The sequence below is a fragment of the Treponema sp. Marseille-Q3903 genome (assembly GCF_014334335.1).
In the GTDB taxonomy this organism is placed as follows: Bacteria; Spirochaetota; Spirochaetia; order Treponematales; family Treponemataceae; genus Treponema_D.
Map to the genome: position 1 here is coordinate 263,937 of NZ_JACSEU010000001.1, position 14,922 is coordinate 278,858.

A 14,922-nucleotide genomic window follows, 5' to 3' on the forward strand; every position below is an offset into this window, starting at 1 on the left:
GTTTGTCTACAATTTTGTATTTTATTGTAGACAAACTTTAAAAACAACACGCAAAGCGGTCGCAACAATTTTGAGTTTTAAATTTATCTGACGGCAGGGAACAGATTGAAATTTCCATCGTCAGAGAGAATGAAGACCATTAAATCTTCGTTTTTTTCATTTTTGTACAAATTATAAAAACGTTCGCTGCTGTTAAATCTGGAACCGCGAGCTCTGTTTCCTAGCCCGGTATCTAATCCATCTAAAACAACTCCAAACCCGTAGCAAACGCATTTTTCGTCCATAATGATTGCCCCATCTATCGATGAGAGTTTTTCAACATTTTTTTCATCAAGTTTTACAGGGGCTATTATGATACACAAATCCTGATATTTTTTTATAAATTCTGCGGCATCTTTTTTTACAACAAGAATTGTGCCTTTCCCTTGTTTTATCAATGATTTTAGAATGCTGTACATATTGCCGATTTCGTCGCCGGAGCTTGTGTTGTCTCCGTCTTTATCAGATTCAATCAGTTTTGGAAATATTTTCCTCACATAGTTCGAAAATTCCTTTTTGCTTAAAAAACTGTTTACAAAAATCAGGCTGTTGTTTCTGACAGTCACAAGTTCTGTCTCGTTTTCGCAGATTGTCCATTTTTGGTCTTCATCGAAACTGACGCTGAAAAAGTCGCATCCGTCTTTTATTGAACCTATTCCGTAAATGTTATTTGTGTCAGAAATAATACCGATTTCGTTTTTTTTGCTGGTCAATTCGAGCAATTTTCGCAATAGTTTAAGATTTCTGTTATCGAATTTTCCATAATCTTCATAGTTTTCAAACTTAAATTGAAAATCTGCGCTTTCCGGTGATGATGTAAAATATATCAAACCTTCCGTTGAATTCTTTTCATAAGTCAAAAATGAAAGTTCGTTTATTATTCCTTTCAACGAAAAATTGATATTGTCATAAAGTGAAAAACCGCTATCATTGCAGCTTTTTCGTGAGATTTCTGTGACAAGGTTATCGAGCGCTGCACGAATTATGATAAAATTTGCAGTGCTGTTATAAAAGTATGAATTACAATTTTTATATTCATTTATGAGATATTCGAAAAGCTGGGTTATTACTTTTTCATAAAATGTAAAATATTTTTCTATATTTTTTTTCTGGTCTTTATTAAAAATGATTACAAAAAAGTTAATTTTATCATCAGCTTCAAAAGCTTCGGATATAAAAAACTTTTCATTTGCTTTTTCCAGTTCTGAGGATATTTGCTCTCGCTTTATAATATTTGTAAAAGATTTTGCATTTTCAGATTCATTTTCTTTGCTGAAACTCTTCAGTTCAATTCTCGAAAAAATGTCATCTGAAAGATGCTCAAAAACTTCGATGCAGACTTTTTCTGCCTGCATCAAAAACAACTCCGGTGATACCATGCAAGGTATTATACATCATTTATAAAAACAGAGACGTTCCCTCTGTTTTTATAAACTAGCATTTCCAGAGGCTATGCAAATTACAATAAGCAAATGCATTTTCAATTTTTTCACCGTCAAGCAATGCAAATTCTGCTTTAGGCTCATCACCTGCTTTTAGGCATTTTTTCTGAACACCTTTGTTTGTATCGATGACAATCCATTCTATAAAGTGTTCTGCGAGCATTGGATGAGCAACAGAGCCGACAGAAACGATAGCCTTGTTTCCTTTCACGTTTACAACTGGCACGTGTTTTTCTGTAGCAGCGTCTGTAGAACCAGGAATAAGTTCCTGCATTTCTTCATTACAGCATACAGTTGGTGTCCCTGAATCTTTTGCAAGAACTATGATTTTTCCACAGTGTTTGCAACAATAAAATTTTAATCCCATAATCAAAACCTTCCCTAAAATAATATATTATAAGGTAACCACTAAATTAAAAAACTGTCAAATCACTTATCATTATTTATACGCTTTTTTAGAAATCTTTTGTCAAACTGAGCCAACACATGCTGTCCATCTTGATAATAAATCTCATTTTTATACTTTTCAATACGATTGCGATATTATATCTGTTCTGACTTTTGTACGGATTGATTTTTTTTGTTGATGTTAAGTTGTTGAGCTTTGTTGTGGTAGGTGATTTTTTTTGTAGATATTGTAAATGTTGTGTGTTTTATAATTTTTTTTTATAATAAAAATCAAAGAAGGAGGTGTGATAAAAAGTGTCGTCTGAAATATCGCCGATACTTTTTATCTCGAGTTTGCCTGGATGTTTGCAGAAGACGTGTATACGTGTCGTTTCGATAAAAATCAAATGAATACGATACGCTTTATTTTGCAAACTCGACTATTGAACGTGTGCGCTCTTGCGCACGGCTAAAAACTTTTTCGGAAATTGCTATTTCCTGCAAAAGTTTTTATGGGAGATTAAAAATAATGAGTGCAAATATCTCTAAACGAGCTGATTATATTTCTTGGGACGAATATTTTATGGGCGTTGCGACTTTGGCAAGCTTCCGCTCTAAAGATCCAAATTCACAAGTTGGAGCTTGCATTGTCGACAAAGACAACAAAATTCTTTCGATGGGATACAACGGGTTTCCTCGCGGCTGTTCCGATGATGAATTTCCTTGGGCTCGAGAAGGAGATTCTCTTACAACAAAATATGCTTATGTCACTCACAGCGAATTAAATGCAATTCTAAATTATCGCGGAGGCTCTTTAGAAGGGTGCAAGATATACGTCACGCTGTTCCCATGCAATGAATGTGCGAAGGCTATAATTCAGTCGGGCATAAAGACTGTGATTTTTGCAGAAAACAAATATGATGAGACACCTTCAGTTGAAGCTTCAAAAAGGCTTATGAATGCGGCGGGCGTGCGCTATTATCAATATCAGCCTACCGGAAAAAAACTGGAAATAAATGTCTGATAACGCTTTTTTCAAAAAATTTTCCATTTTCGTAACAGCGTCTCTTTTTCTCTTTGCTAGTTGTAGCACAACAAAATCTTTACAACCGATAGATTCCAAGTCAGAACAAAAATATACCATTTCCGAAGAGTTAAATTTCGACGATGTTGAGAAGCCGTATAAATACATATTTTTCCGTTTGTATGATCCGGATTACAGAAACCCGTTTTATATTGCAAATCTTTTAAAATTTGGAATCAATACAACGGAAGTAACAGATTTGCCTCCGATGAGCCACGCTTCCATTAATTTTTCCCTTGACGACAATTTTTACGGCCTGACACAAGCTTCGAGCAACAAGCTCTTTCAAGAATCCTGCAACAACCTTGAAACAAATGAATATATGAAAAAGAGCAATCCGAAAACTTCTATTCAGTACACGTATGCATTAAAAGTTCCCGAGAAAGAATACGAACAGACAAAAATATTTGTCGAAAACTATATAAATAATTACAAAATAAACTTTCAGACTTCGCAGCTTTTTGGAATAACAATGTTTTCAATCAACAGAAAATTTTTTACTTCAAAACAGAAGCAGCAGTTTGGAACCGTAGATTATCCAAAAGAGGGTTCAAAAGAAGAAAAGAAAATCACAGAGAATGATGATTTTAAACCAGAAGAAAACTTCACATGTTCAACTTTCATCGGATATACATTGCAAAACAATGTTGAATCAATAAGATTTTGGTTCAATAAAAACAACGTCAATTATAAATATATCATAGTAAGCGACATTGTCTTTTTTCCCGGAATGCAGCTTTTGTTTTACTCAACATGGGATCAGTATTGCAGCACAGCAAAAGCCTTTGTTGATAAATATCCTGAATTTGCAAAATATTTGAATAATTAGTTCAAATATGATAGAGTTCTCCCATATTTTTTACCGCATATAAGCGATTCATTTTTTTTACAGAGACTTTTATGATTATTGACTTTCATGCCCACATTTATCCTGAAAAAATAGCTGACAAGGCAAGTCTGGCTATCGGAGAATTTTACAATGCACCGATGGAGTTTAACGGCTCTTCAAAAAAACTCTTAGAGAGCGGGTCAAAAATCGGAGTGGAAAAATATGTAGTACACTCTGCGGCAACAACAGAAAAACAAGTAGAATCTATAAACAGTTTTATTTTAGACGAAGTATCAAAGCATAAAGAATTTATAGGATTCGGAACGATTCATCCCAACTACACAAATTTTGAAGCTGAATTAAACAGAATAAAAAGTGCCGGCTTGAAAGGAATAAAGCTCCACGCAGATTTTCAAAAGTTCCAGATGGATACTCCTAAAATGGATCCGATATATGAATGCTGCACAAAGCTTGGTTTAATTGTTCTTGCGCACGCCGGCGATGAACGGTACGACTTTACGGGTCCAAAACGAATTGCCCACGTTCTCGAAAAGCATCCTAACTTGAAATTTGTTGCAGCACATTTTGGCGGCTACACGGAATGGGACAAGGCAATGGAATATCTGGTTGGAAAAAAAGTATGGTTTGACACATCTTCTACTCTCTGGAAACTTCCGATTGAAAAAGCAAATGAAATGATCCGCCGTCACGGTGTTGAAAAATTTTTGTTCGGTTCGGATTTTCCTATGTGGAGTCACGAGGGAGAACTCAAACGTTTCAACAAACTCAATCTGACAAACGAGGAAAAAGAACTTATTTTTCACACAAATGCAGAAATCCTTCTGGAAATATAAAAGATTTCTCTTTTATATAATTTTATATACAACTTTTTATAAAACAAAAATTTGGCAAAAAAATAAAAATTCATTAAAATAAGGCTGCCAGATTGATAGAAGTTTCTACGCTCCGGCAGTCTTTTTTTATTTGGAATTCAGATGAAAAACAAAACTTTTTTAGAAGGTCTTCGTGACGGATTTCCTATTGGGCTTGGATATTTTGCCGTTGCCTTTTCTCTTGGAATTATCGCAAAAAACGCCGGATTGACACCTCTCCAAGGATTTATTGCAAGTTTTTTCAACGTCGCAAGTGCCGGAGAATATGCTTTGTTTACTTCCATTCAACAACACGCATCTCTTGTAGAAATTGCGGTTATCACGCTTGTTGTAAACGCTCGCTATCTTTTGATGAGCTGTGCCCTCTCTCAGCGTTTTAATACAAAAACTCATCTTATACATCGTTTTCTCGTAGGGTTTGGAGTAACTGATGAAATTTTTGGAATTACAATTGCCCGCTCGGGTTTTATCAAGCCTGCCTACAATTACGGTGCAATGCTGATAGCAGTTCCTCTTTGGAGTATTGGAACTTCTCTTGGAATTATCGCTGGGAATTTTTTGCCGGCACGCATTGTCAATGCGCTTTCAGTAGCGCTTTATGGAATGTTCCTCGCAGTCATCATCCCGCCTTCAAAAAAAAATATTGTCATCATGATTTCTATCCTGATAAGCTTTGCATCGAGCTATGCTTGTACAATTCTCCCGTATGTAAAAACCCTTTCTGGAGGAACAAGGACTATCGTTCTTACAGTTGTAATTTCAAGCCTTATCGCAATTATCAAACCGATAAAAAGCGAAGATGAGCTATCTCCGGAAATCGCCGACAATTCTATTTCAGAGGAAACAAAACAATGACTCTTTACAAATATCTTTCAATCTTTACAGCTTTTTTAGTTTCTTACTTGATCCGAGTTTTGCCTCTCACCTTAATTCGTAAGCCAATAAAAAATCGTTTTTTAAGATCTTTTTTATACTATGTCCCATACATCACGCTTGCTGTAATGACGTTCCCTGCGATAATAGAAGCCGCACAATCTCCCGTTGCAGGATTGATTGCGCTGATTGCAGGAATTGTTCTTTCATATTTTGGTGTTGGATTATTTCCTGTGGCATGCGCATGCTGCGGAGTCGTTTTCATTGCAGAACTTTTTTTGGTTTAATTTATGTTCGATTATATTTTTTTTGATTTAGATGGAACTCTTACAGACTCATCCTTAGGTATCACAAATTCTTTTATATACGCTCTTAAATATTACGGAGAGGAAATTCCGTCGTATAAAAAATTATACACTTTCATCGGACCTCCACTTCTGGAAACATTTAAAACTCAATTCGGATTTAATGATGAAAAAACAGCAGAAGCTGTAAAAAAATACCGTGAATATTTTGAATCGAAGGGATTGTTTGAAAATTCTGTTTATCAAGATATCCCGGAAATTTTACAAAAATTTAAGACCGCTGGAAAACACCTTGTCGTCGCAACTTCAAAACCGGAAAAATATTCTGTGCAAATTCTAGAATTTTTTAATCTTGCAAAATACTTTGATTTTATTTGTGGCGGCCACATGGATGAATCGCACAGCAAAAAAGATGAAATAATCGCTTCTGGTCTCAAAAAATGCAATATAAAAACAGATGACCAAAAATCAAAAGTTATCATGATTGGAGATCGCTTGCACGACATAATCGGTGCAAAGAAGAATGGAATAAAATCTGCCGGTGTTTTATTCGGGTTTGGAAATTTATCCGAATTACAAAATGCAGGTGCTGATTACATAATTAAGACTGTAACGGATTTAGAGCGGTTTCTATAAACAGAAACGCCAAAAGCAAACCAGACTCTCAAGCACAGAATAGGTTGCAAACTCATTTGCTCAAATGGCATTTCTCTCAACACGCAAAATAAAAAGAAGCTTCCGATGCTTACATTGCAAAAAGACAGCATCACCAAAAGTTTTTTTTAGTTTAAAATTCTCTTTACATCTAGGAAATCAATATGTAGAATTGGTGTAGATTGATTATAGACTCGGCATTTCCTAAAAATTGGAAAGAGACCGGAGAAAGGATAATTATGGGAAAATATTTAGACAGAGCAAGAGAACTTCGCGCAAACGAAACACATCATTACAATTGTGCACAGGCTGTACTGATGTCCTTTATACCTGACTTAGAAATAGATGATAAAACTGCATTTCAGATAGCCGCCTGTTTTGGAGGAGGAATGAAATGCGGCAGTGTTTGCGGAGCGATCACTGGAGGTTTGATGTCGTTAGGAGTGCTAGGCATTGACGACCCAAAAACAACAATAAATTTTATAAACAAGATAAAAAACAACCACAATGGCTGCACAAACTGTATTGATTTGCTCAGAATGAACAAAGAAGCCGGCGGAGAAAAAAAACCGCACTGCGACTCGATGGTTTATGAAAGTGTAAAAAATATTGAAGAGCTGATAGAAGAACGAAAGAAAAATTATTCACAAAACTCTTAAAAACAAAGCAACGAATAATTATTACCTATTCAACAAGCTCATTTAATTCAAATACAAAAAGTCAAATTTTATAAACAAAACCCTCTGAAAACAAAAATAAACAAGACCTCCCCCCCTCTCAAAAAAAAAACAAAACTATTTAAAGACAACGCCAAACAAAAATTTTGTTCCATCAAAAAAATCACAACTGATAAAAGAAAACAATCAAAGAGGATTTTATTTTCCAAACGTTAGTTACGACACAAAAATAAACTAACAAACGTTCGTACACTCAACATTATCATAAACTTTTTGCACAAACACACTCTGCAACGTTTCACATGAAACACTGACTGTTTTCAGTCCCCACAAAAAGACGAACCCTTATCATTTTTTTTCTAAAGACAAATTGCTCTTAAATTTATTGCACAACTACAGCCTGTCATCTTTTAGACCTTATTATCTCAATAAACATTTCTATTCTAAAATATCTTATTCACTCATTAAATTTTCTACATTATCCGCCCCTACCTCACAACATTTTGTTTCACGTGAAACGAAACATATCTTCACAACTTAGCAACCTTTTTACAAAATGAGCAAACTCTAAAACAGAAATTTCCATACCTACGGCAGCCTGTCGAAAACAAGTATTATCAACAGTTTATCAGCTCTGCCATTCGTTCTGCCCTTTATCAATTGCAATCCGAAGCAAGTTCGTATATAAAAAATCATATCCAGCTAAAACAAAAAGGTTAAAGACGTTTCACGTGAAACAAAAAAAACACCGTTTCTTTTTGTTGTTGCTTTATTAAAGAAGTGATTCCAACTGACCGCAAAAAAATAATTTCTAAATTCTCCGAACATTGTTTTAGAAAAAGATATTCAAACATAATGGATAGTTATTTCCCTTTGTTAAACTTATAAGTTTTGTATAAAACAAGCCTGACCTTGTTATCATAAAGAGTTCCATCAGATTATGTAACACTTGCACTTTATTCTTGTTTCACGTGAAACTTAGAAACCTAAAAGAAATACGATAGCGCTATGTTTTGTTATAATTTTTATTTATTTAAATATATAAAGTTATCCACATTTTTTTTAGACTTATCCACAATTTGTGGATAAGTGGTTTGTTTCACGTGAAACCTTATATCATCTCAAAAAGATGTTGGCAAATTAATCTGTGTTAAAATAAAAAGTCGGTCGTTATTTTCGACCGACTTTTGCCTGATGTATATACAAATCACCCTAGAACTAAAAATCAGATTAGCTCTTACCCTAGCTTATTATTTATCATAAATAATATTTTGTCAATGATAAACTACTAACCGTTAGTTAATTATTTTTTTTATTTACTAACGGTCGGTAGAAATTTATTCGTCTTTATCTTGAACTTTATCAATCCCTACAAGATAGTCCGGTTCTTTTACATTTAATATCTTAACTCCAGATGCACCTTGTCCTTGTTCTTTTATATCTGTTGCCTTAAATCTTAATGTTTTACCTTGACTTGTCATGCAAACAATTTCATCATTATCTTTAGCATTGAGAGCGCCTATAATCTCTCCTTTGCCTTCTGTGTTCCCAAAGATACGCTGTCCGCCGGTTCCTCTTCCATGAACGGCATAATATTCAAATGAAATACGTTTCCCAAAACCTTTCTCTGTTATAAGAATAATACTTGTGTCCTGCTCTACTCTTACGGCTGAGGCAATTTCGTCTCCTTCAGAAAGTTTCATCCCTTTCATACCGCAACTCGCTCGTCCCATAGGGCGAACAGAATCTTCCTTAATTCGCAGTGCTTTTCCGCGTCTTGAGATAAGCATCACTTCAGATTTTCCATCTGTAGCAATTGCACTTATGAGCTTATCTCCATCGTTGAGTTTTATTCCGATTATCCCTTTTGTCTTTGCATTTTGGAAATCTGATGAACAAACTTTTTTTACTATACCTTTTGAAGTAATCATAAACAAATACTGATCATCAGAAAATTCTTTAAGAGAGACAATTGTCGTTATTTCTTCATCTGCTGAAACCTGAAGCAAACCTTTTATATTTGAACCTCTGCTTGCTTTTTCTGCTTCAGGAATTTCGTGAATCTTAATCCAGTATGCACGACCCAAGTTAGTTATAAATAACAAATATTCTTTTGTAGAACCGATAAACAGCTGATTTATATAATCGTTTTCAATCAGTGAAGTGCTGTTGCTTCCTGTTCCTCCCCTGCCCTGCTTTTTATATTTTGTAACAGAAACACGTTTTATATAACCAAGCCGAGAAATCATAACGACCATGTCTTCATCTTTAATCATGTCTTCAATGTTGATTTCTTCAACTTCGTCATGGATTATATCAGTGCGTCTGTCATCTCCATATTTTTCTGCAAGTTGATTTGTGTCGTTTTTAATAATTTCTAGAATCTTTTGATGATTAGAAAGCAAATCCTGAAGATAATCTATCCAAGCTTGAAGCTCTTTAATTTCATTCTGTAAATCTTCAATCTGAAGATGAGTCAGCCGTTTGAGCTGCATATCTACGATTGCTTGTGCCTGTTCATCGTCAAAATTAAATCTTTTTTCAAGTTTGAGTTTTGCATCGTCTGTATTTTCACTGCTTTTTATAATTGCAATAACTTCATCGATATTGTTTATTGCAGTGATTAAAGCTTCCAAAATATGCATTCTGTGTTTTGCGACTTTTAAATCATAAATCGTACGGCGCGTTATAACTTCATCTCGATGATTTACAAAGTGCATTATAAGTTGCTTTAAGTTTAAAACTTCAGGTTTGAGATAATTCGGCTTTAATGTAAGATAATCAGGCTCACAGTAGCGCGGATCTCCATCTTTTTGCTGAGGAACAAGAGCTAAGTTTATTACCCCGAAATTCGACTGCAAATCTGTTTTTGAAAAAAGCTGATTTAAAACAATTTTTGTGATTGTGCCTTTTTTCAAATCGACTACAAGGCGCATTCCAGAACGGTCTGAGGACTCATCGTTGGCATTTGTAATTCCATCAATCTGTTTGTCTCGTACAAGCTCTTTTATGCGGTTTATTATATTTGTTGTATTTACGCCATAAGGCACTTCTGTAAATACAATTGACTCGCGTCCGTGCTTGTCTGTCTCAATTGTAAACTTGGAACGAATCACAATTTTACCGCGACCAGTTGTGTATGCTTTTTTGATCCCTGCCGTACCGTAAATTATACCGCCAGTTGGGAAATCTGGTCCTTTGATGTAACGCATCAACTCTTCAATAGAAATATCATTGTTGTCGATGTAAGCAGAAATTGCGGCAGCGACTTCTCGAAGATTATGGGTCGGCATATTTGTTGCCATACCTACGGCAATTCCTGTAGTTCCATTACAAAGTAAGAAAGGGAATTTTGCAGGAAGGACAGCAGGTTCTTCTGTTGTATCGTCAAAGTTTCGAATCATGTCAACTGTATCTTTGTTTATGTCAGCTGTCATTTCTTCTGTAATCTTTGACATTTTTGCTTCGGTATAACGATAAGCAGCCGGAGGATCTCCTGCAATTGTACCAAAGTTTCCTTGCGGTGTTACTGTTGTATATCTTTGGGCAAAATCCTGACCAAGACGGACAAGTGCATCATAAACAGAAGCATCTCCGTGTGGATGATAGTGTCCTAAAACTTCACCAACAATTGTGGCACATTTTTTAGTCTTTCCTCCACTTGAAAGATGAAGAGTATCCATAGCATACATAATGCGTCGGTGTACAGGCTTAAGACCGTCTCTAACATCAGGTAACGCTCTCTGAACAATTACAGACATAGAATAATCTATATATGCCTGTTTTACTTCTTCTTCGATAGGGATTTTTATAACCGAACCACCCTGAGGTGTTTTTATCTCTTCCATTTTTTTTTGTCCTTATGTTTTTAAACTAAAAAATTTTTATTATTCGCACAAAGCTTACCTAAATTTTAGATATCAAGATTTGCATAGCTTGAATTATTTTCAATAAATTGACGGCGAGGTTCTACTTCTTCTCCCATACATACGCTGAAGATTTTGTCTGCAGCAATTGCATCTGGAACTGTTACAACGCGCATCTTTCTGTGAGCAGGATCCATTGTTGTTTCCCACAACTGTTTACCGTCCATTTCACCGAGTCCTTTATAACGCTGAACATCTGCTTTTTCACGTTGCTCACCGAGCGATTCCAAAACCTCATCTCGTTCCGCTTCCGAATAGCAATAAACGGGCTCTTTTTTTCCAAGCTGAACTTTAAACAACGGAGGCATTGCGAGATAAACATAACCGTTTTCTATAATTTGCGGCATATAGCGGAAAAAGAATGTTAGAAGCAATGTACGGATATGAGAACCATCGACATCGGCATCTGCCATTATTATGATTTTATGATAGCGCAATTTGTCGATATTAAAAAACTTTCCAAAGCCTGTTCCAAGAGTTGCAATAACCGGCTCAAGTTTATCATTGTTCATAACTTTTTCCGGTCGAACTTTTTCAACATTGAGCATTTTTCCCCAAAGCGGCAAAATCGCCTGAGTTTTAGGATCGCGCCCTTTTTTTGCAGAACCACCGGCAGAATCTCCTTCGACTATATAAACTTCACATAATTCAGGATTTTTCATAGAACAGTCAGCGAGTTTTGCAGGAAGACCAAATCCATCAGACATCGACTTTTTACGCATATTATCTTTTGCTTTGCGAGCTGCAATTCGAGCTTTAGCTTCATCGATTGCTTTTTTTAAAATAGCTTCAAGGACAGATGGATTTTGCTCAAAGTAGATTGTAAGTTTTTCTTTTACAACTTGGTCTACAATTGTTCGAACTTCCGTATTTCCAAGTTTTTCTTTTGTCTGACCTTCAAATTCAGGTTCAGGAACTTTCATAGAAATTACGGCTGTAAGTCCTGAACTGATATCTTCATAAGTAAGCTTTTCATCTTTATCAACTGTACCAAGACTCTTTTTGAGTTTTTCATTTGAATCAAGAAATTTATTCAAAACAAAACGCATCGCATTTTTAAATCCGTCGAGATGAGTACCACCGTCTCGAGTATTTATATCGTTTACATAAGTTCTTATATTTTCTGTATAAGAATTATTATAGTGCATTGAAATTTCTGTGATTACACCATCTCGTTCTTCGTTTATGTAAATAGGATCTTCAGGAACAACACCTTTACCTTCATCAAGATTTTTTACAAATTCTTTTATACCGCCTACAAACTGCAATACTTCTTCTTTTGGTGTTTCAAGGCGTTCATCGCGGAAATATATTTTAATTCCGCTGTTTAAAAATGCAAGTTCACGAAGTCTGTCTTTTAGAACATCATAATTATAAGTTGTGGTCTCTGTAAAAATAGATTTATCGGCTTTCCATCTGATTGTTGTTCCGTGCAGCTCTGAATCACCAATCTGCTCTACTTTAGTTTTTGGAACGCCTCGTTCATAACGCTGACGGTATATATGACCATCACGAATTACAGTTGCTTCCATCCATTCTGACAAAGCATTTACACACGATACGCCAACTCCGTGCAAACCACCGGAAACTTTATAAGAAGATTTATCGAATTTTCCGCCGGCATGAAGGCGAGTTAGGACAAGTTCAAGAGCTGAAATGTGTTCTGTAGGATGAATATCAACAGGTATTCCACGTCCATTATCGTCTATTCGAACAACATCATTTTTTTCAAGGGCAACAACGATTTTATCACAAAATCCTGCCATTGCTTCATCTATACAGTTATCGACAGTTTCATATACAAGATGATGAAGACCTTTAGGTCCTGTAGAACCAATGTACATACCAGGTCTTTTACGAACAGCTTCAAGTCCTTTTAAAACCTGAATATTACTTGCACCATAATTTGCAGACATTATTGTTTCCTTTTTTTGATTTATTTTCTAAAAGAGTTGATATAAATATCAATATATAAGAATATACTATTCTATATGATAAATGATTTAAATTCAATTATTTATAAAATAGCCTTATAAAAAAAATTAATTTTTCTACGGCGCAGCGAATTTAAAGTTTTAAATAAATCATTTACATCGCAATAATTTAATTTTAAGTATATTTTACAAACCGACGAGGTTTATACAAATTCTTAATAACTTTATATAAAATTACAGTAAAAATTCCCTTGAAGAAAAATATGAACTCTAGGATAATAAAACAATGTCGGAAAATTATTACAAAGAAGCTTGGAATTATGCATTAAATGAAATACATAATTCTTATAAAGACCAAGGTAAAGAAGAAGATTTTATTCTTTGGTTCAAAATGAAATATATTGATGACACAATCGATACTATAAATGTTTCGGTTCCATCATTGTTTTTAAAAACTATGATGGATAATAGAGGTCTTCTTAAACTTGTACAAGATAAAATTCGTGAAATTACAGACCAGCATGATATTGTAATAAATTGTATTGTCAACGAAGAAAACGTTTCTGAATCTGAAAAAAATCAAAAAAAAGAAAATGAAACAAAATTTCAGAAATCAGCTAAAGATGATAAAAAATCTATTAGAGATTTGGAATCTGACAAATCAGAATCTCATTCATCAGATTTAGAAAAAGATAATTTTAATATATCAGAATCAAAGAAAGAAATAAAAAAACATCCTCTTTTACAAGAAGAATATACATTTGATACTTTTATACCTGGAGAAAACAGCACATTTGCATATAACGCTTCTGTTGCAACTGCAAAAAATCCGGGAAAACAATACAATCCAATCCTTTTATACGGTGGCTCCGGACTTGGCAAAACTCACTTGATGCAGGCAATTGGAAATTTCATTTATTCAAACGGTGGTGAAAAACTAAAAATATGTTATGTTTCAGCAGAAAGTTTTACAAATGAATTTACAACTGCAATTAGAGAAAGCAAAGTAAACTCATTTAAAAATAAATACAGAAATCTTGATGTTCTTCTTTTAGACGATATTCACTTTTTGCAAAAAAAAGATGCAACTCAAGAAGAGCTTTTTTACACATTCAATGCACTTCATGAAAAACATGCACAGATGGTATTTACGTGTGACCGTCCAATAAAAGAAATTCAAAATATGACAGAACGTCTTATAACACGTCTTTCAAATGGACTTTGCATAGATTTACTTCCTCCTAATTACGAAACTCGTGTTGCAATTCTTCAAAAAAAAGTTGATCTTCAAGGAAAAACAGTATCTCCTGAAATTATAGAATATATTGCAAAAAATATTGAAACAAACGTTCGTGAACTAGAAGCCGCTTTGATGAAAATAATAGGATATGCCGACCTTATTGGAACAAATATTTCTCTTGAAATTGCAAAAGGTCTTCTTAAAGATATTCTAAATTCAAACATAATTGAAAATATTTCTCTTGATACAATTCAAAAAGTAATTGCAGATAACTATCAAATTTCTGTTTCAGATCTTAAAAGTAAAAAAAGAGACAAAAAATTTGTGATTCCTCGTCAGATTGCTATTTATATTGCAAGAGAATTGACAGAGATATCTTATACAGAACTTGGCGATAAGTTTGGCGGAAAAGATCACTCTACAATTATGACTGCTTATAAAAAAATTCAAGATTCTATAAAAACAGATCCTTCTCTTGATTCAAAAATTCAAATTTACATAAGGGAGATTAAAAATTTTAAAAACAAAAATTCTTAATAACATGTTAATTTAAAGTGGATAAATGTAAGATTATTAAGTAAAATGTGAATAAGTTTATAAAATGTGAATTCAAAATATATAAATAATAACAAAATAAAT

12 protein-coding genes are annotated in these 14,922 nt (G+C 34.2%); 8 read left to right on the top strand and 4 right to left on the bottom strand.

What is annotated here, in order from left to right; translation table 11 throughout:
• Positions 1-83: 83 nt before the first annotated feature.
• Together H9I37_RS01230 and H9I37_RS01235 are read right to left on the bottom strand one after the other, a co-directional pair.
• Positions 84-1,418: a hypothetical protein gene (locus H9I37_RS01230; RefSeq protein ID WP_187380675.1), complete on the bottom strand. Its 1,335-nt coding sequence runs from the start codon at positions 1,416-1,418 to the stop codon at positions 84-86.
• A 55-nt stretch (positions 1,419-1,473) separates the two neighbouring features.
• Complete coding sequence (locus H9I37_RS01235; RefSeq protein ID WP_187380676.1) at positions 1,474-1,848, bottom strand: desulfoferrodoxin family protein; 375 nt, start codon at positions 1,846-1,848, stop codon at positions 1,474-1,476.
• Positions 1,849-2,397: 549 nt separating this feature from the next.
• Here H9I37_RS01235 and H9I37_RS01240 point away from each other — a divergent pair.
• The 7 genes from H9I37_RS01240 (at position 2,398) to H9I37_RS01270 (ending at position 7,165) form a co-directional block, all read left to right on the top strand.
• Positions 2,398-2,892 carry a deoxycytidylate deaminase gene (locus H9I37_RS01240; RefSeq protein ID WP_187380677.1) on the top strand — a complete coding sequence of 165 codons (495 nt, stop codon included), beginning with the start codon at positions 2,398-2,400 and terminating at the stop codon, positions 2,890-2,892.
• Between the two features lie 178 nt (positions 2,893-3,070).
• Complete coding sequence (locus H9I37_RS01245; protein ID WP_187380678.1) at positions 3,071-3,781, top strand: hypothetical protein; 711 nt, start codon at positions 3,071-3,073, stop codon at positions 3,779-3,781.
• A gap of 71 nt (positions 3,782-3,852) precedes the next feature.
• Positions 3,853-4,635, top strand: a complete 783-nt coding sequence (locus H9I37_RS01250; protein WP_187380679.1) for an amidohydrolase family protein — start codon at positions 3,853-3,855, stop codon at positions 4,633-4,635.
• Positions 4,636-4,776: 141 nt separating this feature from the next.
• Positions 4,777-5,529: an AzlC family ABC transporter permease gene (locus tag H9I37_RS01255; RefSeq protein WP_187380680.1), complete on the top strand. Its 753-nt coding sequence runs from the start codon at positions 4,777-4,779 to the stop codon at positions 5,527-5,529.
• A complete protein-coding gene (locus H9I37_RS01260; RefSeq protein ID WP_187380681.1) occupies positions 5,526-5,834 on the top strand; it encodes an AzlD domain-containing protein in 309 nt (102 codons plus the stop codon). The genes H9I37_RS01255 and H9I37_RS01260 overlap by 4 nt, the downstream gene beginning before the upstream one ends.
• Positions 5,835-5,837: 3 nt before the next feature.
• Positions 5,838-6,488, top strand: coding sequence for an HAD hydrolase-like protein (locus H9I37_RS01265; RefSeq protein ID WP_187380682.1), 651 nt, complete (start codon positions 5,838-5,840; stop codon positions 6,486-6,488).
• A gap of 257 nt (positions 6,489-6,745) precedes the next feature.
• Complete coding sequence (locus H9I37_RS01270) at positions 6,746-7,165, top strand: C-GCAxxG-C-C family protein (protein WP_187380683.1); 420 nt, start codon at positions 6,746-6,748, stop codon at positions 7,163-7,165.
• Positions 7,166-8,520: 1,355 nt separating this feature from the next.
• On the opposite strand, the gene gyrA is transcribed toward H9I37_RS01270, so the two are convergent.
• Both gyrA and gyrB read right to left on the bottom strand, forming a co-directional pair.
• Complete coding sequence (gene gyrA, locus H9I37_RS01275; RefSeq protein ID WP_187380684.1) at positions 8,521-11,031, bottom strand: DNA topoisomerase (ATP-hydrolyzing) subunit A; 2,511 nt, start codon at positions 11,029-11,031, stop codon at positions 8,521-8,523.
• 65 nt (positions 11,032-11,096) lie between these two features.
• Positions 11,097-13,025 carry a DNA topoisomerase (ATP-hydrolyzing) subunit B gene (gene gyrB / locus H9I37_RS01280; RefSeq protein WP_187380685.1) on the bottom strand — a complete coding sequence of 643 codons (1,929 nt, stop codon included), beginning with the start codon at positions 13,023-13,025 and terminating at the stop codon, positions 11,097-11,099.
• A gap of 304 nt (positions 13,026-13,329) precedes the next feature.
• On the opposite strand from gyrB, the gene dnaA reads away from it, so the two are divergent.
• On the top strand, positions 13,330-14,820 hold the full coding sequence (gene dnaA, locus H9I37_RS01285) for a chromosomal replication initiator protein DnaA (protein WP_187380686.1): 1,491 nt from the start codon (positions 13,330-13,332) through the stop codon (positions 14,818-14,820).
• The last annotated feature ends 102 nt before the right edge of the window (positions 14,821-14,922 follow it).